This is a genomic window from Klebsiella sp. PK18, from assembly GCF_057784655.1.
Genome location: NZ_JBYNWC010000002.1, coordinates 106431 through 129091 on the forward strand (window position 1 = coordinate 106431; position 22661 = coordinate 129091).

Below are 22661 nucleotides of genomic sequence, written 5' to 3' on the forward strand. Positions count from 1 at the left end.
CTTTATTTTCCCTTCTGTAAAAGTCTGGTTAGCGCCGAAAAAAACAGATAATTCATAAGCCCGACACCGCCCATGCAGAGAATAAAGACCACACTTTCAACATAATCACTCCCCGATGTCCCTTTAACGGCATCCCAGGAGAAATAAATCACCGGAGAAATAATGATTATTGTCAGCGTTAATCTCAGGACAAAATCAATAACAGGCTTTTTGTGAAAATTCATTTTCATGATTATCGGTCTCTTTATTAGGCAGCATGGTTTATTGCGCGGATTGCTGACTCATGATTTCCTTAATTCGTTCTCTGGTCTTATTGGTGAGCACATCGTTTTCCGGTATTTTTTGATTTTTCATCAGGTCGTCCATAAAGTTGGTGAAATCCAGCTTGTTAAAATCAATCCCCTGGAGTTCCGCGACGGTAATGCCCCGACAGTCAGGACTGCTGGCGCCGCCAAAACCGATATGCAGCTGACCGTTTCTTCCCTGCTGCTGAACGATCTGCGCCAGTTTTGAGTCGAACTGGCAATAGCTCCTTTTTTTCTCCAGGCAAATACCCAGAACCTTTTTAGAGCAGAATTCCCCGATACTGACCGTCAGCTTGTCTTTTTTCGCTTTGGCCAGCGCCTTTTCCTCGCTGCTGCAGCGTGCCAGCCCCACATCCTGGCCCCAGCCGCTGTCTTTGCAGCAGTTACTGAAGCCGGCAGCAAATTTCTTACAGAACTTCGCTTTTCCGGTGAAGGCCCGGACATCCACCCCGTTCAGTGCCGCGACGTCCTTCCCCGCGGCTGCCAGTGCCGCCAGCTCAGACACCGCCTGCCCAAAGTCATTGCTCTTCCCGGACGTGGCTTTGTCACATTCACCATCAAGGCAGAAGACATCACCGCCGCAGATCATTTGCTTGCCACTCGTCCTGGTTTCGCAGGAATACGTTGCATATTCATGCAGGCACGTGCCTTCCTCGCTGGAGAAGGCGCACTGGCGGGATGACAGAGTACAGGCCGTATTTTTCATCAGGCTTTCACAGGAGCCGTTGTCCGCCGGCTGCGTGAGCCAGGTATCCTTATATTTCCAGCAGGCTTCCGTGAACGAGTAATCCCTGCCTCCGAGGGTGATGGTTCGCGTTCCTCCCGGACTGATACATTCCTCGCCCGTTTTTTTTCCTTCATCCTTACTGAACGGACAGCTTTCAACCCAGATGACTTCAGGTGCGTAGACGGTTTCGGTTTCCTCCATCACCAGGGTGACCGTGACCTGTACGGGTTTCTGGCTGGCCGATGATACGGTTCGTGATATTTTGCTTACGGCAAAGTTCTGCCCTGCAGTGACCGCTTTGTCCACACCAAACGACTGATGAATATTCCCCTGCCCGTCATAGGTATATTTCGTACAATGCGTGTTCTGGCCGCCTGAACATATCGATTCTGATCGTGGCCAGCTGATCACATCAATGGGTAACGTTCGTTCAAAGAGAGTCAGACTTTCACTGACTGCACTCTTGCAGCTATCCCGCACCTTCCCTTCGGCGTCGCATTCTTCAATCCAGGGGATGACCAGAGGCTCACCATCCACCGAGGCATTCAGCAGACGACCGTTGGTCGGGATCGTCAGTTTGCCACTCCATTGCCGGGTACTCCGGGCATAATTCAGCGTCACCACTTGCTGATAGGTTCGGTTAACTTTCTGCGTGGTGGCGTTATCCTTCAGGGTCGCTTCCCGTGTGCAAAAATTTTCCACCTGCAGTTCACGTTCGCAGGTATGGTTTGTGAACTCGCTGCGGTTCACAACCTGGGCGGTACAGGACTGTCCGGTATCACCGACAATGCTGTCGGCACGGGATTCTGTATCCTTTGCGGCCTGAATAAACGGCGCATCCTGAGATATCTGATCCGGTGGCCGGTTCGTAAACGACTCCGTAATCGTTTTGCCGGTATCCCCCTGGCTGAACTCCAGGGCTGAATCGCTTTTCAGAGAGCTGTCTCCGCTGGCAGTGACGCCGCCGTAGTATTTTATCTGATCCGGGTTGTCGGTATACCCCGGCAGGTTTTGCTCACCACTGAAATTTTTTAGTGAGTTCAGACCATTGCCCTGCACCTGTTTCGCAAAAGCCGAACCGGCTTTATAGTCACTTCCACTGTCAGCGCAGGCGGGGGATGCCAGCCAGATGAAGGCGCTCAGGACAAAAAAATGCGCGGTCAGCACGGAAATAACCGTCTTCATTTCCACCCTCCCTCATCCCTCACCATTTCCGGTAACGCCATGAAGTACGGTTTATCTTTCATGGCAGGCTCCCGGCGGCATTCGAGGGCGCATCAAGCATCTGCCGGGCCACCTGTGCGCAGTCACCGGTTTGTGCGACTTTCTCCAGCGCCTGTTTGACGTGAATGTTACCGCGTACCACGTCATACCCGGCCTGACACCGCACCACCAGAGACGGCACACTCCGGATGCCGTACTGCGTGTACAGTGTCGGGTCGATCTGCACCCCGTCGGTCACGCCATCCTTCACCAGCTGCAGCACCGCGTCAGTGGTAGTCCTCATGTCGTTATTGACGAGCCCGCGCAGTGTCGCCGGAATACCATACAGCCGGGTTTCGTGCAGCATCCGCTTCAGCCCCTCTTCAGGTATCGAGAAGGAGACAAAGTACAGCGCCCCTTCTGCCGGCTTTTCCTGATTCGCCGCTTTCTGCTGGCTGACCAGATTATCGATAAACTGGCGGTCAGATTTGGGCAGAGGATTACGGCTGATTTGCGCCTCAAGCTCCTGCTGCAGCTGTTTATCCGGATGCTGGCGCAGCTGTTCGCTGAGGTTCTCCTGCTGCTTCAGCCATTCCCTGTCTGTAACCGAGGAAGTTTCAGCCAACACTGCTCGTCCGTTCAGCAAAAGCATGACCATAAACAGATTCATTAATTTCATGAGAGACTCCTGTCAGAGAAAGACACAATTGCGTTTACGCCACATCAGATAGCCGTAGTTCTTGCGGGTGTTGGGTGGATTTTTGCCGGCCTCCCAGCGCATCACGCTGCGTCCAAGCGGATGGCACTGACCACTGTCCGGATACATGTTCACCATCTGATAGCGCCAGCGCTCTTTCGGGATGATCGGGGAGGGATATTCGTAACAGACTGCCTTGTCCTTCCCGATACTCTCCATAATTTGTCCCTGCCGGTGGAGCTTGAAGGCCATACGCTCACTGACCAGTACCGACGACTGCAGCGGGCTGGACTCATTACTGACCTGGCCGTTAAACGGGTAAAGTGAGCCGTGACTTCCACCACACCAGAAGAGCACATCCAGTGGCATATGGAATGCACTGGCCAGCGCATCCGCTGCGCAGGCGCCCTGCGCGATGGGGTTGGCAAACAGGATGGCTTCCGGATTCAGGATGGTGGTGAGGCTGCTGTCCACCCAGGTCGGGTCAATCTCGGACAGATAGGCAATATCCATGTCTCCGCCTTCCAGACACCCTGCCGAAGTGATGATGTTCAGCCAGTACGTCAGCGGGTACTTGTACCAGTGAACGTGATAGAAGGCGCCGTTCACCTGCTTATCGTCCTTTCTCGCGGTCCCCATGCCGGTCTTGCCGAGATTGATACTGAAGCCCCCCAGATTGACCATACAGCCTGGCGAACGGCTGACGTCCGTCATGGCCATCGGTTCCCAGTACCCGATGGCCAGGCCGGGACGAACAAAAAGCGGTGGCGGCGCCGGACACAGCTGCAGGGGACTACCCGGATTGCTGGTATCAGGCAGATCGCCTTTACCAACCTGCACGCTGCCGAGTGATAAAGGAAATATGCAGCGCCAGCACACATCGGTGATCGGGTTGACGAATCGACCTTCACACGACGGATCTGCATGTACCTGAGGGACTAACGAAAAAAACAGGAGGATAAACAAAAATGATATTTTTCTCATTGATTATCCCTTCCCCTGAATTTTTCCCAGATGTTGTTTACACCATCGATTATTTCTTTCTGCTTTTTTAAATCCTGTCCCTTAGCGAACTCCTTCAGCACGTTGGAAATAAACTCCAGCCTGTAAACCTTACGCCAGAACGAGTCCTCATCATGTGGTTTTAAAAGAAAAAGCTCATCCAAATCCTTTTCCATATCGCTGATGAGATACTTTGCTTTTCCTTCAACATACCGACAATACCGCCCCTTCTGTATTTCATAATCGTCAATTCTTTCTTTCAGAAGTCTTTCACATTCACGTCGGTGGTTAATTTCTTTATTTTGTCGAACCACCGTAAGCCACTGAACAACAATTAATGCTGCGAGAGCAATCTCGGTAATAGTCATATAATCACCTGACAAATAATCGTAATACGGAATCGTACGGGTCAACGGACGGGAAACACCTCAATATTCAGCCGTTCACCGGAGGGCGCCGGCGTGATCCGCGCCGGGACCGCCGTCAGGCCAAATCGCTTGCTCAGTACGCCGTTCTGGTCGAAATAGATCCGGCTGTCCAGCGCTGCGGAGGTGTCCGGGATACTGCCACGCACCAGGATAATTTTGCTCATCAGGGTTTCCGGCACCTGACGCTTCATCCAGGCCAGCTGGTCGGCATCGTCACCATTGATGAAGTACAGAGTCTGGACAAACGGTACGGTTTTAAGCGGGTTCATCACATCGCCCTTGCGGGCAAACACCCGCCCCTCATTGTCCTTCAGGTCTTCGGTCAGGCGGATGCTGGGATCAAACCAGCGCTGCTCGTATTTCTCCGCACGCTTAATGCCTTCCACCGGCGCCGGACGCTGACTGTTCTCGATAACCCGCTGCTTAAACGCATCCATCGTCTGGTCCCACTGGCCAGAGGATTGCAGTGACTGCAGACGCTGCGTGATGAGCTGCAGCATGTCCTGCTCCCGGACGGGCCATAAATCCCCCCAGGTACCGAGATCAGCCGCCTGAGTCAGCGGCGATAGCAGACAGGCGGCGAGCAGACAGCCTTTCAGTCGTAACATTACTGTTCTCCTTTCATCCGGCGGGCAATGTCGTGCTGGATGTTGCGGGTCACATCGGGCGCGCCCTGAACCACGGCAGGTGAAACCAGAATGACCACATGATGCTGCTGCTGATACTCCGCCAGACTCTTCTCCAGCGCGTCGTTAAACCGATCAGAGAGCGCTTTTGACTGCGCCTCTGTCAGCTGCTTCTGACTGACACTGTCCATAAAGCTGTCGAGCGTCTTCTTCATATCAAAAGCCACCACCCGAGGCGTGGAGTACTCCAGAACCACGCGTGAGAGAAACGCGCTGGTTGCCAGGGCGAAAAGCACGAGAGCAACGATGACGGGTATCCGGCGAAAGGTATGAGAGGTCGTACTGACCGGTTGTTCGGTGTAGTTTTTCATCACTGTTTATCCTCCATGTCATTCACCGGTATTCGGGATTCAAGCTCAGCCATTTCTTCTTTAAAGTTGCGACACGCGAGGCCGTACACCGCATCGTGGATATCGACCCCCTCTTCCCGGCGCGCTTTCATGTACTCAAAATCCGGGCCTTTTGAGGAGTACATCGCCCGGCTGAGCGGGTCGACGAACAGGCGGTGCCAGGAGCAGTTCGCTTCCACCTGGAGCATAAAAGAGGAGAACCACTGCTCTTTTGCCGAACCGAAGCCGTTAATCATGTCTTTCTCCAGCTTGCTGAACTGATCCGGGTACAGCTGGTTATACTTGGCAAATTCCTTCGCTGACTGTTTCAGAATGGCCTTGTACGATGAGTTCCCCCACGCTGCACGTGCGGCGCTGGAGGCGGTCGGGGAGTCGAAGTCCACGATGTTCTGCGTGATGGTGATGTATGCGCCGGTATGTCGACGCGCGGTACGGTAGCCTTTCTCGATGAACTGACCCACTTTTTCATTTTTGAAATCAAGGAGCTTCCAGCCTTCATCGATGACGTTCAGTTTTTTCAGGCCACGCGGTGACTGATACATCCTGTTCTCGATGTAAATAATCAATGAGAACATCACAGCGATAAGCAGAGATGGCCGCGACTCCAGGCCACCGAGCTCCAGTACCACCATCCGGGCATCTTCGTGGAGTGTTGGTTTATCTGAGTTGAAATAGTCCCCGTAGATCCCATTTACCGTGTACTGATCGAGCAGGATTATCATCTCGTCCAGACGGCCCCGGATTGTTGGGGAATCAGCATATTCATCGCTGTCCTTCGCGTCCTGTAAAAACTGCACTACGTCATCAACGCGTGCATGATTACGTTTGCTTAACCAGGCCGCCTGCACTGCCTGCAGAAGCAGGCCTTCATGGACTTCATCCAGGTTGCCGTTCGGACTGGCCATGACCGACATCTGATCGCGTATACGTTCTGCTGACATGTCGAAGTGAGCATCATCCAGCACGTTGGCGAACGGGTTAAACTTGAGGGTATCGCCATCGAGATATACGCCCCCCATGTTTTCACACAGGGACTTATAGCCATCCCCCATGTCGAACACCCAGGCAAACCCACCTGAGTCGAGCACACTGCGAATGAGGGGCTGAATCAGACCAGTTTTACCTGCCCCGGACGTCCCGCAGACCGCCATGTTGAAATTGGTATTGTTCATTCCCTCGTAGAACAGGTCGATGAACGCCAGCTGATTTCGGTAGGTGGGCGCAAGGAGTCCCGCCGGCGCCAGCGGGCTGTCAGCGACGATCGGCAGGAGGTTAGCCACCTGGAACGTCTCCGCCCGCTTAACCACGCCTGCCGCCTGCAGCTCTTTAAACAGGCCCTCACCACACTTGAACGGCATCATGGCCAGAAAGTTACGCAGGTGATGGTAGCGGGCCGGGATAAGCTGGAAACCGCCTTTACGGTAGCTGTTGAGCACCTGCTGTTCAGCGGCGAGAGAGGCCTCTGTGCTGTCTGCGGTGTACGTGGTGATATTAAAGAAATAGGACACCAGGGAGGTCTGGTTGGTCGCCAGTCGCTGGCGGATATCGCCCCACTCCTGCATTTCCTTTATCACGTTCGGAAAGTACTTCGCGTAGGAGGTTTTGCTTTTCTTCTCCACGTCCATGAACTTCAGGTTGGCTTCGTTCTGGGTCTTCACCTGGTCCTCCACCATCAGCGTCAGCGTGATGACAAAGGGACAGGAAATGGAGAGCTCCGGGTTAAGCAGGTTGGCGTAGTTGTCCGCAGCGGTCCAGAGGAAGGCCATTTCCGGATCACTCTCCAGATGGTAGCTCGTCACCCGGGTCACGCACTCTTTCCCGTCGCGCCCCAGGCGGCCAATTTTCAGATGACCGGCGGTGACCTGCATATCAAAGCTGTCATCGACACACTGATAGTTCAGATCCTGATAGGGGTCCAGCTTATACGGTACGCGGTACATCTCGTGCGGGTCCGGGTTTATCAGCTCACGCATCAGTTCGACCAGCCCGGCAGCATCAAGGATACGCGTCGGAATATAGGCACCGCCCAGTGACGCCCGCAGGATTTTTATCTGGTTCTCCATCTCCACAATTTGCGTGGTGGAGTTCTTCTTCCTGGGTACGCAGCAGGAGATGTACACGCGGTAGTTACGCAGCGTCAGGGGCAAATCCAGTTCAGGAGGCAGGGGGAACTTCGTCTCCGCTGCCCGGAGGTAGTAGGCCTGGGTAATGGCGTTAAACTTCTTAGCCTGTTTACCACTCCAGCGGAATTCGCGCAGACCATAGTCGATATCATTGCCGACCAGTTTGCTGGAGACCAGATGAAAACTGACCGGGACGCCCCGGGGAAGTTTGCTGCGCAGTAAATGCTCCAGTGTGGCGACGATACTTTTATCCGCACCGGGTAAAGGACGCGCCTCAAACATAAAACCGACGGTTTTGTTATTAATAAACAGACCGGTCGCGGAATCATAATCCTTATAGGGCAGAATACGGCTGAACTGGGGGAAATTCATGCTACCCAGCGTGTCATTGGCTTTAGCGGATTCGTCGGGCAGCTTCAGTGCTGATACGAGTGAATTCACAGCCTGGGTGACGGTATCAATGATGTTATTACTCATGCGGTCGTTCCTTTAAAAGCATTTCAAAATAACAAGGGTAATAAATGGCAAGAAGAATATTCATAGCCGCACTAGAAACTCCTTCTTATAATGGAAAGCACAGGAATGAAAAACAATAAACACATGGAGGCAATAATCTGACCCATAAAGATCGCATCCAATAACATCGCCCCTTGCCACAAACAAATAAGCAGAGTGATAAATAATAAAACCACATGAAAGAAAACAATCAGGAACAGAATGTTCGCTGAGAACTCCCCATCACTAACTTCCACCTCTAAGCAGAAAAAATAAAAGATACACAAACTACAGATAATATAGATGCCTTCATGTCGAATACCCTGAAAGAAATCAGGAGAATACTCTCCTGCCAGTCCATTGTAAGTCAGCCTGGCTCCCAGATAGATGAGCCAGTAGACTGGAGGGATAAACAAAAATCCATACTTTCTAAAAAACAGCATCATATCCACCCCCTGATTATTTGCTCATAGAGTTCAGTGCGTTAAGTTGTTTTTCACGTACTGCTTTAACCTCTTCTTTATCCTTGCATTCTGAGGCCATTTTTTTGGCGTCACCAAAAGTTAATGTCGCTGACGAAGTGACAGTATTAGCTTGAAGAACCATCCGAAAAGCCTCAGCCGCGCAAGGTGTGTCATGAATAATACTTTTCAGTTGTTCTGGAGTGGCGGGCTGCATATCACGAAAATCTTCATATTGCACAAAAAAACATCCAGCTGGCACAAGAAAAAGAAAAACCAAAAAAAAATACCATATCGCAGTTTAAAACGTTTCAATTCTTGCCTTTCTTTTTCATCGGCCTTTCTTATTAAATCCCGGGAGCGCTCTTCAATTTCTTGTTGTCTTTCCATTGTTCTATCTCTACCGGTCAATCCTGTTTGTTAATCAGCATTTCATTTTGAGTTAGCTTTATATAATTCCCACTGATGGATATACGAATAATACCGCCCATCAGGCACATTAATGATGATACCATCACAGTCCAGTTTATTAACAGGGCTGGTAAAAGCGCCTGTCGATATGTTTACTTCAAGTGTCTTGCAGTCGTCTTTCCAGTGTCTACCTGCTTCAAGTTCATCCATCGAAAATGAGTGAATGGAGATAACGAACATCCCGCAAAACCCAACCACCGCTATAAGCGCACAGTATATGAATGTATCGCCTCTGTTAACTCGAAGATTGAATTTTTCAGGGATGGCAACCATTGCCAGCGCACCGACCACACCAATAACAAAAAGAATCAGGCATATACCGTTAAGCCATGCAACGTTATGTCCAAGTATATAGTACGCTTTCACTTTCTTATTCCTTATGCTGCATACTTTCAAATAACGTGAGATTGTTAATACTGACCATCGGTCTTACTATTCACCTGCCCCCATCCGATCAAAGGAATAAATCAAGACATAAAACATATAAAAGATCACTGTGGCCGTAAAAAAACCCGTTATTACTGACAGCGTCAAATCAGGAGAGTCCGCCCACATGTTTTTATCCTTAAACACCATGAAAGAAAATAAAGCACTGAGACCAGCAAGCCCAAACAACATTAAAATATAGGCAAGCGTATCTCTTATAAAAACACCAATAATTACATAGCCGTAACCACAGATAATGATTGCCATTGCAAAAAAAGTCGAACAAAACCATCAAAACTTAACTGGTATTCAGCCATTTAACCACCCTCACTCAATGTTTCTATCACGCTGCTCAAAGGCTCGCGGGTTTTAATTTCAATGCACTCTCCTGTATTACTTCCGTAACCTCTGCTTCCACGTGCTTCGAGTACCCGTAGCATTTTTATGCGGACATCTGTATTAGGCATGGGAGTAATATCCCAAATTCCACCACCACTACTCGGCGTCATCAGCACCAGAAAAATAAAGGCATGCATACTTTATTGCCTCTGTTTATATATTAACGAATGAATATTTCTTTCATTGCCTCTGCGATAGTTGTTTGCTTATCACCACTTATCGCTCTGTCATAATCAGCCTTGCTGACATTTTCAATAACATCACCACACTGAAGTCGATTTTGCGCAGGAGAGAAAAACCCTTTATCAATATTAGTCTCAAGCAACCGGCAGTCATTTTTCCAGTGATGAGAAAGAGCTTCGGGCACTGTATTACTGTCAGTAGAAAACAGCAGGCTATAACCTGCCAAAAAAAATACCAGCATCATCGCCCATCCGAATAACTCTCTCATAACAAGCTTTTCCTTTCAGTAAATAACATCATTGCACTTTATTTTCAGATAAACTTCCTTCTGGCCTGTACTTAACGGGAAGGTAGCGGGTTGTTCCGTCAGGACAGGACCAGGCATCTTTGCGCCCATTAATTCCTTGTTTAGCATCAAAAGCTGATATCTTGCAATTTGTTAATGTATTCATTGTATTCTTTTTTCTTAAAATCATTTCCTTATAAGCATCCTCTGGTGACAAAATAACAAGGGCAGTTATAACATGAAGAATTAAAACCCCAGAGAACATGCATACGCGCCACACCCTTCTCTCAAACGCCCTTGATGCAAAAAATCCAACTATCACTCCCATACCAATAGCGAGAAAAAAATAAAATATATAAAAGGAGTCAGCCCGAACAAGCTTATAAGAGAATGTTAAGAGATTAATCATAATCAACCCACCTATTTAAATAACGCCTTACACAAAGATACATGAGCGTAATATCTGCGTCTGAGCACGCTACCGCCCATCCCTTTCAACGCAGAGGGCACTCGTTATAATTCAGAAATGAAAACTTACTGCAGCGCCAGTAATGGCGCTGTGAATCAATTAAGGCGAGGTTGTCCCCACGCCGATGGTGTCACGACAAAAAGAACCGTTGCTGGCTGGTGATATACATCATCTGCATCCACATACGGCGCTATCCACAATGACGTTGTCTCCTCCCCTTTTCTTAATGGCCGGGGATAGTTACCAGGAGCCGTTACCGGAGATGTAAAAGTTGATACACTGACCGGCCGAACAGCTGGCGCTACAGCCACGGGCCGATATACCGGCGCACTGACTATTCTGTTATTAGTCAGAAATCCTGACGTTACTGTATTAGTCGGTACCGTTGTCGTTGTTCTGGACTGCATTAAATTTGGCTGTGGCGGCAACGGGTACGAATTAACTGACGTTGTTCTGAAATTACCCTCAGCCAGTTGTGGCAACCCGGCCGCAACCGGCTTTGCGTCACTGCGTTCCTCTTTCAGCTTCGCTTTTTCATTTGCCTGTTCCATCGTCATACAGGTATCCGACGTCGTGGCATTACATTGAAATTCGGTCTCTGTGCCCGCACACCCGGTTAAGAGCAAAGCGCTGCCCAGAGGAATTAACAGCATTAATTCCTTCATGATATTTCTCGCTATTTATCGGTTATTTCTTCAGGTTCATCCTGACTTGGGTATTTTCCTTAATCGCCCGAACAAATTTATCCCCTTCACCCGGACTCATTTCATCGTAAACACGCTTAATCTGGCTGACATCAGATCGGGCTAGAATCAGCCCTGAAGAACCCGAATCAGACTCTCCGACGACAACACCGTTTTTCCGTATGATCCCCCTGCGGACAGGAGTCCGACGGAAAACCACAGCGATCCCGGTAAACACCACCGCCATCAGCAGCCAGAGCCAGAGAATATTATGCGTATAGCTCTGGTCGATATATGCTGCATACCCTGCCGCATCCGTACTGACGGTGGTACAGGCTTCCTGTAAAACCGGAGGCAGTGGTGCGTTCACCGCATCACCATTAAGTTCTTTCGGCCCCGTGCAGTCCTGAATGACATATCCCTCCTGCTGCACAGACTCTACGGTTTTCACCAGTGTCTGGCCGAACGTGTACGGTCCCGTCCGGAACACCAGAACAACCAGTAACATCATCATGGCCAGCGGATACACCACCGCACACTTAACCAACCAGTGAGCCCAGCGCAGTGCTGACAGAACAGCAGTAATGAGAGACTTAGCCATTATTTTCCCCCTGCGGCGCTGCGCCCGGAGAGAACTCACGCGGATCAAGTTTGCCCAGCTTCTTCAGCATCTCGTCAGTATTGAATCCGTTCATACCGCCGCCTGACTGATGATGTGCATCAGCCTGCGGTGCCGGCTCCGCCTCCTGATTCTGAGCCTGCTGTTGCCCGTTCTTTTCCGCTTCCAGTTCTTCAATCGTTTTCAGCTGGAATCCATCCTGGAACACGACCGTCACTTCGTTGCCGGCACCAATCGGAATGACCGGGTGATACTGCTCGGCCCTTTTGATGTAGTACTCGCTCAGCGTCTGCGCAGCTTTAGATGCACCACCGCCGACGCCCATTTTCAGAACATCACCGGCGCCAACAGATGCGGTTGCCCCCAGGCCAACTGCCGGCTGTGAAGCCCGTTCCATGCCCTGACCAATCCCGTCAACAAAACCGGCCCCCCATGCCCAGCCGAGGATTTTTCCGTTACGCATCACCACCTCTCCCTTAACCCCGTTTTTCCCCATAAAGGACACGTGGCCGTTAATGGGCTGATCGATGGTTTTATCACCTTTGATACAGCTGATATTGCGGGTACGGACAATGGCGCGCTCACTCGATACATCGCCCCAGGCTTCAAGCCCCACAAAACACCCTGTCAGGTCGTAGGTTTTGCTGTTTGGCATTTCCACACGACCGGTGATACGCAGCTGCATCGGTACAGTTGATTCATTCCCGGTAACAGACGCGTTGGCATCTGCCCCCTCGATAAGCGTGCTTTTTGCAAAGCTCCCCGACGGAATGTACGGCAATGACTTTGCTTTCTTTCCTTTGTCGTAACTGAACGTTTTACGCTGTATCTGGTTTGGTACCGGCACAGACTGGTAGCTGACCTGCGGCGGCGGTGTCATACCATTCCCCGGATAGAATGCCGTCGGAGGCGGTACCGCGGCGCCGGTCTGCGGCGGATAACTGGCTGGCTGCGGCTCCCCTTCCGGACCGGGTGGCGGTGACGGAGGAGTCGGCGCGGGCTCGCCACCAGAGACAGCCGGTTTCACGCCCAGCGCCTTCAGCTGAGTCTGCATGGCATCATTATCACTGCTGAGTTTGTCGATACGTATCTGGTCAGCGGTTCGCGCCTTACTCAGTAGATCCACTTCCCCCTGCAGGGAGTCAAAACGCTTGTTGAGATCAGCAGCCGTCGCCTGCATTTCTGTTGTCGCGTGCTGCTCCACCTTACTGTTGAAGCTGCTGTCGACCACCCCGGTCATATCCGGCGCGGGTTCGCCCTGAGCCGGGGCTTCCTCATCAGAGCTCATGTTCAGATCTGACAGATACAGCCCGCCTCCGACTGCTGCTGCGCCGCCCGCCAGAATGAGTCCCAGCCAGATATATTGCTTACGTTTGATCAGCGTGTTGAAGTTGGCCATCAGCGCTTCACTCCTTCATCTGACGTCGTGACCCAGATCTGCATGCGACCACCGGCAGTCAGCAGGCCCGCCGGGGTACTGAACATGACGGCACGTGTTCCGGGCTGCCAGAAATCGCTTTCACGCACCATACGGGCCGACAGGGAGACGTTATCCAGACTGTAACGGACAACTTTCAGGTGGTGGCCGACCCAGACCCTGTCGGCAGTGGCGCGCAGACCAGCCGGCACCTGCAGCACTTCAGAGGTGACGGGGACAGACTGATACTCATCGGGTACGCTGCCCTGGCGCACGGCGCGATTCAGCGAAACCAGTAACGATTCATAGGGGTTCGACTCTTCCCAGGCTTTTGCCGGACCGGGTGTCCCCGCCAGCTCGCTAACCAGCTGAATAGTCCGGCCTGAGCCCGCTCGGGGCACGGCACGAATGGAGAAGTTCAGCCCGCGTTCGGTTTCCACAATGAAGGTGAATGGTTTTTTACTGACGGTCGCCAGAATGGCGCCGCCGCTGTCGGTCTGCTCATGGTTTGTCAGGCCACCGTCCAGGCTGTTTATCGCCGTGATGCGATCGCCAGGTACTGTGAACAGATTCGGGTCGGTGTTACTCACGGCAATATTTGCCTGACCGCCATTGGTCAGGGGGACCACTGTCGGCGCCAGCGTACCGCTGAGGGTCGCGGACATCGCGGGGGCGGCCAACAGCAGACAGCCTGAAATAAATAACGGGTTAATTTTTTTCATTATTTATTTCTCCAAAACGCGCCAGCCAGCTGACACCATCGACACGACTGAACTGAATGACATAGCTTTTAATTTCACTGTAGGGTTTGGAATCCCCAATCCACGTTTTCAGCTCACCCCGGATATCCACGCGGTTCTCTGCCGGCCAGGCACGCATCGACGTCATATAAAAGGTGGAATTAACGTTATTGTCTTTAATGCGTTTCGCATCTTCAGCCAGCTGGACCTTGAGGCTGTTCTGCGAGGCGGGTAATACATACCGGAGAAGCTGTTGATGCTGGGCATCAACCGTTTCCGGGGTGACATTCAGACGCAGGGCAACAAAGGACATGCCCAGCTGCTCAATATAAGAAGCGTCAGCCTGGTTCTGAGAGACCGCAAAGGGGGCACTGAATAACATCGGTGTCACTGCCACTTTCTGTTCCGTCTGAAGACGGTAATTATTTATGCCCTGGATAATATTGGTCGCAAGACTGAGGGTCAGGAGTGTCCCCAGACTGATAAATCCCACAGCGATAACGCGGGTGGTATTTTGTCTGGCACCATGTTCCATATGTTATTTCCCCGTTGATTTATTTAATCCACTGCCGGAAACAGGAGTCCGGGACATCATGAAAGAAACCTTTAAGAAGGGAGGTTGGCAGATACCAGTAAATCAGGTCGCGTAGCCAGGAACTGCCCCGCCCTTTTTTCAGTTTCTTGATACCCCAGAAAACCAGTGCCGCTGCAGCCATACCAAAAATGAACTTGCTGGTCCAGAAACCCCAGCCGAGACAAATCACGGCCGGGATAAGTTCATCGAGATATAAGCCAAACCAGCGGGACTGGTTAGTCAGTGTTTCCGGGAAACGGTATCGCTTTAATTCGTCTCCCGTCATCACGTGCTTCCTGTCAGTAACCGGCGACCGACATACCGATGGTGATAAAGGTGGAAATAATCGCGAAGCCAAACAGGAACTTCACGTTTTTGGTCATCATGTACATGATGCCGCCGGCGACGACTTCTGCCAGAACCACCCATTTGACGACGCTGGATTGCTTACCAAACGTGCCTTTAACGGTCGCATCCCCGGACTTCATCAGGTCGGTTGCCGTGGTGGTGGCCATCGCAGCATCCGGGAAGAACGCCGCCACAGCAGCAACCGGCAGCGCAACTTTAGCGACTTTCAGGGCTTTCTTTTTATTGAAAACGCGAGACAGAAAAGACGGTTTGGTTTCTTCAGGGACAGCAGAGCCCTGAACACTTAATACAGCATTCATATTTATTTCCTTTTAAATAGATAATGTTTAAATGGTAATACCTTCGGGACTACTTATGTTTCAGATACAGACCTCCTTATCACTTCGACTTCAGAGCTATAAAAATCAGGAAATTCGGACAGATGCGCTTTGAGACGAAGATAAACTTCATGCGACTTGCTTCTGTTACTTTTATTTTTAGCTGCAATCAGTTTTTTGTTTGTATCCTCATCAAAGCGGGCCATAACAACAGGACCAAAACTCACACTCTTATAGGTTACAGTTGGATAAAAATCTGGATAGCGTAAAAGGTGATCCTTAACCCTAAGCACAACCTCCCCAGCCTTACTACGTCCGCTTCTCTCTTTGGCGTTTACCAATTTCAGATGCGTATCTTCATCAAGTTTAAAACTTACGCATGGACCTAATGCCGGACGAGTAGTCATTCGCCTCACTTGCACCTCCACTCTACTTTTCAATAGGAGTAGTCTCACAAATAAAACCCCTTAACACAATAGACAAAAGGTCACTATTTATTTAACAATTTATTAACGCGACTTCCAATTAATTCCGTAACAACCTTACAGAATGAAAAGGCCATTCCACTGGCGAATAAAAAATAAAAAACCTCTTCTCTCGTGCGGATTGGTAAAGCTGCAAGAATACGATTAACCCTGTTCTTCGATGTTCCAATCGCTATATTTAAAACCTCTGAAATCTGATTGTGGGAGGCACCCAAAGAATATAGAGCCAGAGTCTCAATCTGAACATCAGTTAAAAAACCGAGTGCATTTTTAAATTCGTTGAGTTTTTTTATAAAACCAGAGCGAACAGGAGATAGTAAAAAACCACCTCGTTGAAGATGACAGAACTTCCACAGAGTGAACTCCGCTCCATCAAATGACATCCGTTCTATTATAAAATCCCATCGGTTCCCATTAATGGGCAAATTTTCCTCAACGAGCATTTTTCGATCGCCTGAGTAAACTTCGGCGTCAAGAGCTGACAGACGTAAAGAAGAGGAGATTTCCAGACGGTTAAACCATATGTTAACGTTAATATTGTGCAGAAAAGTTGTAGCGAAAGAATGATTGAAATGGGAAAAGGATCCATCACGGAGCCTTATACAAGCAGGATGGCTAGAAAGGTTGACAGTTAATTGCATTTCACGAAAGAAATCCAATTGACTACAGTTGGTGTTTTCAATACGATCCATCGAACACATAGGAGCCTCCTCAACAGGATTCTATGGGCAGCTGATGTGAAGGGGGCCAACCCTTCACATCAGCGATTCTCAAATTTTGTGAGACCTGAGCCTCTCAAACTATGATAAATGTAACCCACTTCCCTGTCACTAAAAATACGCAGATCATTCCGCTTTTATTTTTTATATTTTAGTTTAATAATCTATATAACTGAATGCTGTGTAGTTTACTTTTCGTCACCATCTTCTGATTCTGGAAAGAATGTATCGACCACTTCTTTAGTGTCTTCCAGAATGGTATCAATCATAAATCGCCACTCAAATTTTTGGTTGCCAGAGATATGTGGACTCAAACAAGAAATTCCCAAAATTTTGTTGGTTGCAAATTGCGTCTTCAAAACTGTTTCAAGCAAAACCTTATTGAAAGCCATCTGATTAAAGCCGCTTTCTTTCCTTTCCATTTGCGCTTCATAAACCCTCAAGCCTAACTCGACAAGCATCGTAGACACACTGGAAAAACTAACATCTTTCTCCCTGGCGCCCTCAACTTTCCGTTTTTCCACAATGGCATTAATTTTTTCAGCAACTTCATCGCTAACATATGCCTGTATCTTTGCCATATCCATCCCTTAATATAAAAAGAAATCTCGATACTATTTACAGCCAACCAACTTAGACGATTCACCAACGATTCAATTCGCGATTCGAATCTAGATTCACCGCCCTTAAACTCGATTCATATGGCGAATAACACCACGAATTGAATCTAGAGTCAATTCGCCAATAAAACTAGATTTCATAAGAGTTGATTCGTTACTGATTCACCCACGATTTATAAGTGAGTCGTTAGCGATTCATCTGCGATTCATATTTATATTACATAATGAAAGATAGTGTAATTTAAGTCACCATAACTCTATGGTTTAAATAATAAATCTGCAAAATTTTAATTTTGCGTGGGGTGTGGTGATTTTGTGGTGAGGAGTGCATATCTGTTGAGTCTGGTTCTGGTCTGGGTTAACGTATTTGCAGGAACCGACCCGGAGGGAGTCTTTTGAGAAAACAACTGGTATTAGCTACCCTGCTTTTAATTTCCACACCTGCCTGGTCTGCGGATTGTTTTGATATGGCAGGACGGGACTATCGAATAGATCCCGATCTGCTGCGGGCTATTTCATGGCAGGAGTCTAAATGGAAGGTGAATGCCATCGGGAAAAACCCGGGATCTGGCTACGGTGCCGGACTGATGCAGATCGACTCGCAACACCAGGGTGAACTGTCGCAGTACGGTATTAAACCGGGACACCTTCTGACTGATGCCTGTCTGAATATTTACACCGGTGCTTATTATCTGGCACTGGCTTTTAAAAAATGGGGAGTAAGCTGGGAGGCAGTCGGCGCCTACAACGCCGGGTTCCGGAGAACGGACAGGCAGGCCATACGACGACTGGAGTACGCCAGGAAGATTGAGACCATCTACCTGGCTATCAAGAGAAATAAAAATGCCGGCCAGTCATCTTTAACAAAAAACTGAAGACCTCATTCATGAGGTCTTCAGAACAGGGAAGTGATTAATCAATTGCCCGCCATATTAAATGCCGTTCGGGATGCTGAATAATGCTGATATAATACTTCAGTGCATCCTGCCGTGAAACCAGACGCCTGCAGATCTGGTCATATTGCGGCCCCATTTCAGCCACGTGCCAGGACAGCCTGTTCATAATCATCAGCGTGGCAATAATGCCTGCTGCATCGGCGCTGACCTCACCTTCGAAATAATTTCCCGGGATGCACATCCTGTAACGCTGCTCACCTTCTGGTGCGATATATCCGGTCTGCGTGGTAATGAACTGGATGCTGTTGGGTGCAATATTCCCGCCAACACCCTGTGGAATAACCCAGTAAGACCAGGAACCGCCGTCGTATTCAGAATGCTGGCGTAACCAGCTCGCGGCCATATTATCGGCTAACGGCGTAAAAAAGAGGTCCGGGATAAAATCCAGGCGAGCTTTACCATTGGTTACGGCACAGCGCAGATATTTGTCTGTTTTAAACTGTTCGTCTGATTCACGAGTGGCGGTGTTGACTTTCATTGTGCGCATACTGATTTTCTCCTTCGCGGTTTATTAAAACGTTCGACTTCATCACTGAGCGGCGAAGGGCAATTTGCAGCCGACGGGGAGAAAATAAAGGGGCGCCTGGCGTTCATATACCCCTTTATTTTCGCCACGGCTGATGCTAAAAGCAGCCCTCCGCGAAAGATGAAGTCGGGCGATATCGAGCAGGAGTGAGAATGCGCACAACCCTGAACGTCAATCCGGTGTTTATCGGATTCACGTTCAGGCCCTGGAGTGGCGGGTATTTATCGCCACGGTGAGAGCGGCGCATCCTGATAAGGATGCAGCAAGCGAGATTTTGAATTTGCGTCAGGATGGAAGCCCGAAAGGGCAGAGACAGCTTGCTGGCTCTGTTCACGACAGCCGTGTCCCGACAGGGACGACGCCCGGGTCAGTATTTATTTAATCTTTCATCAGAAATAAATAGCGGAAGAGATACACAGCAGAATATCGGAAGCGATGTAACAGGGATGAATAAAGAATATTGATGAGATACTACCGCGCCGGAGTAATACGGGCGGCGCGTAGCGCAGCCGGTATTATTCAGCGCCACAGGCGCTGCGGCCCTTCAGCGCTGTAGGGCAGGTTATCCCCTGCCCTTCCGGTTATTTACGCGGCCTCCTGTATTCCGCGCATAAAGTCCCGTATAGCCCTGAACCGGCGCAGATCTGTCAGTCGTTTTTCAAAGTCATTGAGGTAGAAAACCGGGGTATACCTCACACGCCGGATCTGCATCGTGAGCGTGTTGCCCGTCACCACTTCCGCGGCTATCCCCAGCAGTGACAGCTGGATGAAGGCCATATCTGCTGCCACTGGATCGATGTCAATGCAGCTGCCGAACATGTGCATGGAGGGGTTAATATCCGCTTCAAGCAGGCACTCTGCATAGGCGATCAGCATCCCTGCGGCCCCACACGCCGGATCGCTGACGGTGGCAATGCCTTCCCGGCGGATAGTGTCTCTGACGCCTGGCATCAGCATTCGCGCCATCAGACACTGCACCGAATACGGCGTAAAATACTGCCCGCGAAAGTTATCGCCCAGATCAAGCTCCATAAAAATCGCGCCGAGGAAATCATGAAATTTCGCCTCCAGCGCACACACCATCAGGCAGAACATTTCCTGCATGTTCGCGATGTCGGCGGCCTCGTACCGGGCGCAGATTTTCCGGCAGTGCTCCATGCTCTCCGGCGTTCTTATCCGGGCCATATCCAGCTCACTGGCGGCGAGTGACAGAAAATCACTGAACACTTCCCAGCGCCCCAGATGGCGGCCCGTATCCTTAAATACGCTGATGAAACGGCCCCGGCTGTACTGCGCGCTCATCATACGATGAACCGCAGGCACCTGTTCCGCGATCTGCTGCCCTGCCTGAATAACAGGGCTGTTATCCGCGGTTTCTCTGGCCAGATTGAACACATCGGCAAAATTCATCTGTGACATAGCATTATCTCCGCTGTTGCCGCTCCCGAAGGAGCGGCTCACCTTGTCAGTTACATGCGCGTTTGAGTTCAAGCGTGCGGAGCACCTGCCCGAAGGCGGTGTTGTTCATCGCGGGGATATGGACACCACGCCCCTTGCGAACGCTCCGGGCAATATGCCGTCCGAAAGCCTTCAGCACCGGGTCAATCTCCTGTGCGGCGATATCATCACGCAGGTTGCGCTGATGACGACGGGGCTTTACAGCCTCAGTGGAAGGTGAAAGAATAGATAGGTTCATATGTACCTCTTAGTTAATTTGAACAGCCGTAAAAATCGTTACAGCGACTTTTACGGCATGGGCAAAGCAGGGTTTTCCCTGCTTTTTTCATTTCCGGAACAGGTTAAATTCCTCCTTAATGCGCGTTGTGATCTGCGCATGGCTCAGGTTGCACACATCCCACAGCCGGAAATATCTGGCTCCGTAGCGGGCATATATCTCTGTCACGTCACCGCAGACCATCTCCTGCAGCATGAACGTTTCCCACTCGCCGTTCTCACTTGTTGACCAGTTGAGCGGATACATCAGGCCCAGCGCGTCATGGAACGTGTGAACGTCGATTTCTGAGGGGGCTTTAACCGCTGCTTTCTGCCGGCTCAGCCAGTATTCGCGCTCTGATTCTGCTGTAGCCAGCATTCCCGGATGGGCTGAGGATTCGGTCAGGTGTAAGTTCAAACGTCTCTCCTTATGTGGATCACCGGCGGCCCCCGGACCGCCAGATGTTGGGTAAAAAAAGCAGACTCATGGCATATGGGGTTCAGCACGCATTGAGTCAGCAATGTATTTGCGTGCGTCATTCCACGCTTCCTTACCGGTATCACCATAAAGAAGCTCAACGAGTTTCCGGGACTGCAGCCACGGTTGAGCAACGCCGAAATGCACCTGCAGAACGTCCGCGTGCCAGTCAACCACTCCCGCCCCCAGGACGTTATCAGCCATACGCATCAACGTTCCCCATACCAGTTCACTTCTTTCGCTTTCTCTCAGGCGCTTGTTTTTAAGCTCCGCCAGATACATAAGGAGGCTTTTTTGCTCGCTAATCGCGTTGGCCAGAAGGTTTTCAACCCATCTTTCGGTAGATTCTTTGGTGGCGGTTTTGACGTTGACGTTCTGTGTGTTCATTCTGCTTTTCCTCTGGTCTGGTGGTTAATCCATCTCTCGGTGAGTTCCCTGGCGGCAAAGGGCAAAGGAGCAACGTCGTAAGGAGGAGAACAAGGGCGGAGACAAAAAGTTTTTGCGGTCCCTGGCAAAAAGTTTTTGGCGGAGTTTATTTACCCCTTGGATGACGACACGGCGGTGCTACGACCAGCCCTCCGCCGGGGAACGGACGAGAGATGACTCACCAGGGGAAGGGATGAGAATGAACACACCCGACACGACGGAACGGCGTGGCGCCATCAGAGTGCCGGCATCGCCGGCACGGTGAAAGCGGCGCGACCGTTCCGGTCGCAGCAAGCGCTGCCGTTGACCTCAGACATCAGACACTAGCCGACAGGCCCGAAACCGCCTGGCGGGTTCGGCGGAGCTTACCGCGTCTTTTCGTGGTTAGCGGAGTGTGGCTCGACGACTGAACCGCGCCAGCGGGTCAGGAGCCGAAGGTGTCCAGTGTTGTTATGCCTTTGACGTTAAGGCCTTAGAGGGTTTAACAGCAAAGACACAGCAGGGAGAAGAAGCAGGAAGACAGCGGGCAGCAAACAGGGAAGATGCGGAGAGGAAATGCGGGCGGCGCGTCAGCGCGGCCCGGTTTTCCCGCCGTGCAGCACGGAACAGGGAAAAATAGCCTTTCCCGGTAATAGCTAATGGATGCGTACATTAGCATTAACATGACCAGAGGGATGGAAAAGGGGCTACCGTCCTGCTCTGTTCCCCGCAGGGGAACTGCCCTTACCGGAAGTTGAGGCGTGCGGTCGCATCGGAAAGGAAAAAGGGGCTACCGGTGAACCGGCAACCCCTTCATAAAGGCGCTTCAGGCATGACAGACATCATCTCCCCTTAATGGCGGGGGTTTCCCCCGCCGGGGTTAGCTACTTAGCGGATTCGTAAGCCATAAAAGCCGCCACCTCTCTGTTCGTGTCCCTGTACCGGATTTCACAGAGTGATTTCCGGGTGAGGTAAGTGAATATCAACAGTGTGAGGCACACTATTAATACGCACCCGAGCAGAGTGTTTCGCGGCAGTTTCATGGCCTTCTTCTCCTTGCCTCGCGGCATCTAAGAGGCTATCCTGATGTTGTCTAGGCATACAGGTGGCCTCGTGGGTGTACTGACCCCAAAAAGTTGGACAGATTAACCGAGGCATCAGAGAAAGAGTCCATTGAATACATGGGCTCTTTTTTGTTTCCAGCTAACGCTAAATAGAGTATTCCGTACTCGAATTATCCATCCCGCCGTTTCTTTCCTTTCGCCTTACAGTCTCATCAATAACTGTTCGTCATCTTCTTTCGTGAAGCGTTTCTACTGAATTAACATT

General features: G+C 50.4%; 32 protein-coding genes and 1 pseudogene. 1 reads left to right on the forward strand and 32 read right to left on the reverse strand.

From position 1 onward, the window contains the following. Positions 1–2 precede the first annotated feature (2 nt). From AC3EMD_RS27895 to traM, 25 genes and pseudogenes are all read right to left on the reverse strand, one after another. A complete protein-coding gene (locus AC3EMD_RS27895) occupies positions 3–230 on the reverse strand; it encodes a conjugal transfer protein TrbE (protein WP_046622840.1) in 228 nt (75 codons plus the stop codon). Positions 231–261: 31 nt separating this feature from the next. Beyond that, complete coding sequence (gene traN / locus AC3EMD_RS27900) at positions 262–2217, reverse strand: type-F conjugative transfer system mating-pair stabilization protein TraN (protein WP_302074204.1); 1956 nt, start codon at positions 2215–2217, stop codon at positions 262–264. Positions 2218–2275: 58 nt separating this feature from the next. Beyond that, positions 2276–2914 (reverse strand): type-F conjugative transfer system pilin assembly protein TrbC, encoded by a 639-nt coding sequence (gene trbC, locus AC3EMD_RS27905; protein WP_046622838.1) that lies wholly within the window; start codon positions 2912–2914, stop codon positions 2276–2278. A gap of 12 nt (positions 2915–2926) precedes the next feature. Beyond that, positions 2927–3916: a conjugal transfer pilus assembly protein TraU gene (gene traU / locus AC3EMD_RS27910; RefSeq protein WP_046622837.1), complete on the reverse strand. Its 990-nt coding sequence runs from the start codon at positions 3914–3916 to the stop codon at positions 2927–2929. Next, positions 3913–4302, reverse strand: a complete 390-nt coding sequence (locus tag AC3EMD_RS27915) for a hypothetical protein (RefSeq protein WP_032445235.1) — start codon at positions 4300–4302, stop codon at positions 3913–3915. The genes traU and AC3EMD_RS27915 overlap by 4 nt, the downstream gene beginning before the upstream one ends. A gap of 41 nt (positions 4303–4343) precedes the next feature. Further along, positions 4344–4970: a type-F conjugative transfer system protein TraW gene (traW, locus tag AC3EMD_RS27920; protein ID WP_046622836.1), complete on the reverse strand. Its 627-nt coding sequence runs from the start codon at positions 4968–4970 to the stop codon at positions 4344–4346. Further along, positions 4970–5359 carry a type-F conjugative transfer system protein TrbI gene (gene trbI / locus AC3EMD_RS27925; RefSeq protein WP_046622835.1) on the reverse strand — a complete coding sequence of 130 codons (390 nt, stop codon included), beginning with the start codon at positions 5357–5359 and terminating at the stop codon, positions 4970–4972. The genes traW and trbI overlap by 1 nt, the downstream gene beginning before the upstream one ends. Beyond that, entirely contained in the window at positions 5359–7998 is a 2640-nt protein-coding gene (gene traC / locus AC3EMD_RS27930; protein WP_046622834.1) for a type IV secretion system protein TraC, read from the reverse strand. The genes trbI and traC overlap by 1 nt, the downstream gene beginning before the upstream one ends. Before the next feature lie 71 nt (positions 7999–8069). After that, positions 8070–8468, reverse strand: coding sequence for a hypothetical protein (locus AC3EMD_RS27935; RefSeq protein ID WP_004153071.1), 399 nt, complete (start codon positions 8466–8468; stop codon positions 8070–8072). Positions 8469–8475: 7 nt separating this feature from the next. Further along, positions 8476–8718: a hypothetical protein gene (locus AC3EMD_RS27940; RefSeq protein ID WP_071885119.1), complete on the reverse strand. Its 243-nt coding sequence runs from the start codon at positions 8716–8718 to the stop codon at positions 8476–8478. Between the two features lie 191 nt (positions 8719–8909). Continuing rightward, a complete protein-coding gene (locus AC3EMD_RS27945; RefSeq protein WP_046622833.1) occupies positions 8910–9314 on the reverse strand; it encodes a hypothetical protein in 405 nt (134 codons plus the stop codon). 66 nt (positions 9315–9380) lie between these two features. Next, positions 9381–9691 (reverse strand): annotated as a pseudogene (locus tag AC3EMD_RS27950) (hypothetical protein). Further along, positions 9692–9910: a hypothetical protein gene (locus AC3EMD_RS27955; protein WP_046622831.1), complete on the reverse strand. Its 219-nt coding sequence runs from the start codon at positions 9908–9910 to the stop codon at positions 9692–9694. It abuts the pseudogene before it with no gap. 23 nt (positions 9911–9933) lie between these two features. Next, positions 9934–10224 carry a hypothetical protein gene (locus AC3EMD_RS27960; RefSeq protein WP_046622830.1) on the reverse strand — a complete coding sequence of 97 codons (291 nt, stop codon included), beginning with the start codon at positions 10222–10224 and terminating at the stop codon, positions 9934–9936. A 28-nt stretch (positions 10225–10252) separates the two neighbouring features. Beyond that, positions 10253–10651, reverse strand: a complete 399-nt coding sequence (locus AC3EMD_RS27965) for a hypothetical protein (protein WP_223170083.1) — start codon at positions 10649–10651, stop codon at positions 10253–10255. Positions 10652–10806: 155 nt separating this feature from the next. Then, positions 10807–11376 carry a type IV conjugative transfer system lipoprotein TraV gene (gene traV / locus AC3EMD_RS27970; protein WP_046622829.1) on the reverse strand — a complete coding sequence of 190 codons (570 nt, stop codon included), beginning with the start codon at positions 11374–11376 and terminating at the stop codon, positions 10807–10809. Between the two features lie 22 nt (positions 11377–11398). Then, positions 11399–11995 carry a conjugal transfer pilus-stabilizing protein TraP gene (traP, locus tag AC3EMD_RS27975; protein WP_047665764.1) on the reverse strand — a complete coding sequence of 199 codons (597 nt, stop codon included), beginning with the start codon at positions 11993–11995 and terminating at the stop codon, positions 11399–11401. Beyond that, positions 11988–13412, reverse strand: a complete 1425-nt coding sequence (gene traB / locus AC3EMD_RS27980) for an F-type conjugal transfer pilus assembly protein TraB (protein WP_046622826.1) — start codon at positions 13410–13412, stop codon at positions 11988–11990. Before traB ends, traP begins: the two co-directional genes overlap by 8 nt. Then, entirely contained in the window at positions 13412–14152 is a 741-nt protein-coding gene (gene traK, locus AC3EMD_RS27985; protein WP_302074205.1) for a type-F conjugative transfer system secretin TraK, read from the reverse strand. Before traK ends, traB begins: the two co-directional genes overlap by 1 nt. After that, positions 14139–14705 carry a type IV conjugative transfer system protein TraE gene (traE, locus tag AC3EMD_RS27990; protein WP_047665763.1) on the reverse strand — a complete coding sequence of 189 codons (567 nt, stop codon included), beginning with the start codon at positions 14703–14705 and terminating at the stop codon, positions 14139–14141. Before traE ends, traK begins: the two co-directional genes overlap by 14 nt. Positions 14706–14724: 19 nt before the next feature. Further along, on the reverse strand, positions 14725–15030 hold the full coding sequence (traL, locus tag AC3EMD_RS27995) for a type IV conjugative transfer system protein TraL (protein ID WP_004178059.1): 306 nt from the start codon (positions 15028–15030) through the stop codon (positions 14725–14727). A gap of 13 nt (positions 15031–15043) precedes the next feature. Then, the gene (gene traA / locus AC3EMD_RS28000; RefSeq protein ID WP_047665762.1) at positions 15044–15412 is read right to left on the reverse strand and encodes a type IV conjugative transfer system pilin TraA; all 369 of its coding nucleotides are present in this window, start codon (positions 15410–15412) and stop codon (positions 15044–15046) included. 53 nt (positions 15413–15465) lie between these two features. Then, positions 15466–15837: a TraY domain-containing protein gene (locus AC3EMD_RS28005; RefSeq protein WP_071885111.1), complete on the reverse strand. Its 372-nt coding sequence runs from the start codon at positions 15835–15837 to the stop codon at positions 15466–15468. A gap of 83 nt (positions 15838–15920) precedes the next feature. Beyond that, positions 15921–16616 carry a transcriptional regulator TraJ family protein gene (locus AC3EMD_RS28010; RefSeq protein WP_072194100.1) on the reverse strand — a complete coding sequence of 232 codons (696 nt, stop codon included), beginning with the start codon at positions 16614–16616 and terminating at the stop codon, positions 15921–15923. Positions 16617–16822: 206 nt separating this feature from the next. Further along, positions 16823–17215, reverse strand: coding sequence for a conjugal transfer relaxosome DNA-binding protein TraM (traM, locus tag AC3EMD_RS28015; protein WP_047665760.1), 393 nt, complete (start codon positions 17213–17215; stop codon positions 16823–16825). A gap of 434 nt (positions 17216–17649) precedes the next feature. Between traM and AC3EMD_RS28020 the strand changes: the two genes are divergently transcribed. After that, the gene (locus AC3EMD_RS28020) at positions 17650–18129 is read left to right on the forward strand and encodes a transglycosylase SLT domain-containing protein (RefSeq protein WP_040107922.1); all 480 of its coding nucleotides are present in this window, start codon (positions 17650–17652) and stop codon (positions 18127–18129) included. Between the two features lie 37 nt (positions 18130–18166). Here AC3EMD_RS28020 and AC3EMD_RS28025 read toward each other — a convergent pair whose 3' ends face one another. The 7 genes from AC3EMD_RS28025 to AC3EMD_RS28055 all read right to left on the reverse strand — a co-directional run bounded on the left by AC3EMD_RS28025 (position 18167) and on the right by AC3EMD_RS28055 (position 22490). Beyond that, on the reverse strand, positions 18167–18697 hold the full coding sequence (locus AC3EMD_RS28025; protein WP_040107921.1) for an antirestriction protein: 531 nt from the start codon (positions 18695–18697) through the stop codon (positions 18167–18169). Between the two features lie 624 nt (positions 18698–19321). After that, on the reverse strand, positions 19322–20155 hold the full coding sequence (locus AC3EMD_RS28030; protein ID WP_040107920.1) for an N-6 DNA methylase: 834 nt from the start codon (positions 20153–20155) through the stop codon (positions 19322–19324). A 46-nt stretch (positions 20156–20201) separates the two neighbouring features. Further along, a complete protein-coding gene (locus tag AC3EMD_RS28035; protein ID WP_038990977.1) occupies positions 20202–20432 on the reverse strand; it encodes a CCDC81 family HU domain 1-containing protein in 231 nt (76 codons plus the stop codon). A gap of 87 nt (positions 20433–20519) precedes the next feature. Continuing rightward, positions 20520–20867, reverse strand: coding sequence for a hypothetical protein (locus AC3EMD_RS28040; protein WP_038990975.1), 348 nt, complete (start codon positions 20865–20867; stop codon positions 20520–20522). A gap of 66 nt (positions 20868–20933) precedes the next feature. Next, positions 20934–21314, reverse strand: coding sequence for a hypothetical protein (locus AC3EMD_RS28045; protein ID WP_038990973.1), 381 nt, complete (start codon positions 21312–21314; stop codon positions 20934–20936). Between the two features lie 902 nt (positions 21315–22216). Beyond that, complete coding sequence (locus AC3EMD_RS28050; protein WP_223156217.1) at positions 22217–22336, reverse strand: type I toxin-antitoxin system Hok family toxin; 120 nt, start codon at positions 22334–22336, stop codon at positions 22217–22219. Further along, positions 22281–22490, reverse strand: a complete 210-nt coding sequence (locus AC3EMD_RS28055) for a DUF5431 family protein (RefSeq protein ID WP_306463585.1) — start codon at positions 22488–22490, stop codon at positions 22281–22283. The genes AC3EMD_RS28050 and AC3EMD_RS28055 overlap by 56 nt, the downstream gene beginning before the upstream one ends. Between the last annotated feature and the right edge of the window lie 171 nt (positions 22491–22661).

Coding starts and splice junctions, on each gene's coding strand:
- AC3EMD_RS27895 (WP_046622840.1), bottom strand. CDS start 230: ATGAAAATGAATTTTCACAAAAAGCCTGTTATTGATTTTGTCCTGAGA.
- traN (WP_302074204.1), bottom strand. CDS start 2,217: ATGAAGACGGTTATTTCCGTGCTGACCGCGCATTTTTTTGTCCTGAGC.
- trbC (WP_046622838.1), bottom strand. CDS start 2,914: ATGAAATTAATGAATCTGTTTATGGTCATGCTTTTGCTGAACGGACGA.
- traU (WP_046622837.1), bottom strand. CDS start 3,916: ATGAGAAAAATATCATTTTTGTTTATCCTCCTGTTTTTTTCGTTAGTC.
- AC3EMD_RS27915 (WP_032445235.1), bottom strand. CDS start 4,302: ATGACTATTACCGAGATTGCTCTCGCAGCATTAATTGTTGTTCAGTGG.
- traW (WP_046622836.1), bottom strand. CDS start 4,970: ATGTTACGACTGAAAGGCTGTCTGCTCGCCGCCTGTCTGCTATCGCCG.
- trbI (WP_046622835.1), bottom strand. CDS start 5,359: ATGAAAAACTACACCGAACAACCGGTCAGTACGACCTCTCATACCTTT.
- traC (WP_046622834.1), bottom strand. CDS start 7,998: ATGAGTAATAACATCATTGATACCGTCACCCAGGCTGTGAATTCACTC.
- AC3EMD_RS27955 (WP_046622831.1), bottom strand. CDS start 9,910: ATGCATGCCTTTATTTTTCTGGTGCTGATGACGCCGAGTAGTGGTGGT.
- AC3EMD_RS27960 (WP_046622830.1), bottom strand. CDS start 10,224: ATGAGAGAGTTATTCGGATGGGCGATGATGCTGGTATTTTTTTTGGCA.
- AC3EMD_RS27965 (WP_223170083.1), bottom strand. CDS start 10,651: ATGATTAATCTCTTAACATTCTCTTATAAGCTTGTTCGGGCTGACTCC.
- traV (WP_046622829.1), bottom strand. CDS start 11,376: ATGAAGGAATTAATGCTGTTAATTCCTCTGGGCAGCGCTTTGCTCTTA.
- traP (WP_047665764.1), bottom strand. CDS start 11,995: ATGGCTAAGTCTCTCATTACTGCTGTTCTGTCAGCACTGCGCTGGGCT.
- traB (WP_046622826.1), bottom strand. CDS start 13,412: ATGGCCAACTTCAACACGCTGATCAAACGTAAGCAATATATCTGGCTG.
- traK (WP_302074205.1), bottom strand. CDS start 14,152: ATGAAAAAAATTAACCCGTTATTTATTTCAGGCTGTCTGCTGTTGGCC.
- traE (WP_047665763.1), bottom strand. CDS start 14,705: ATGGAACATGGTGCCAGACAAAATACCACCCGCGTTATCGCTGTGGGA.
- traL (WP_004178059.1), bottom strand. CDS start 15,030: ATGACGGGAGACGAATTAAAGCGATACCGTTTCCCGGAAACACTGACT.
- traA (WP_047665762.1), bottom strand. CDS start 15,412: ATGAATGCTGTATTAAGTGTTCAGGGCTCTGCTGTCCCTGAAGAAACC.
- AC3EMD_RS28005 (WP_071885111.1), bottom strand. CDS start 15,837: ATGACTACTCGTCCGGCATTAGGTCCATGCGTAAGTTTTAAACTTGAT.
- AC3EMD_RS28010 (WP_072194100.1), bottom strand. CDS start 16,616: ATGTGTTCGATGGATCGTATTGAAAACACCAACTGTAGTCAATTGGAT.
- traM (WP_047665760.1), bottom strand. CDS start 17,215: ATGGCAAAGATACAGGCATATGTTAGCGATGAAGTTGCTGAAAAAATT.
- AC3EMD_RS28025 (WP_040107921.1), bottom strand. CDS start 18,697: ATGCGCACAATGAAAGTCAACACCGCCACTCGTGAATCAGACGAACAG.
- AC3EMD_RS28030 (WP_040107920.1), bottom strand. CDS start 20,155: ATGTCACAGATGAATTTTGCCGATGTGTTCAATCTGGCCAGAGAAACC.
- AC3EMD_RS28035 (WP_038990977.1), bottom strand. CDS start 20,432: ATGAACCTATCTATTCTTTCACCTTCCACTGAGGCTGTAAAGCCCCGT.
- AC3EMD_RS28045 (WP_038990973.1), bottom strand. CDS start 21,314: ATGAACACACAGAACGTCAACGTCAAAACCGCCACCAAAGAATCTACC.
- AC3EMD_RS28055 (WP_306463585.1), bottom strand. CDS start 22,490: ATGCCTCGGTTAATCTGTCCAACTTTTTGGGGTCAGTACACCCACGAG.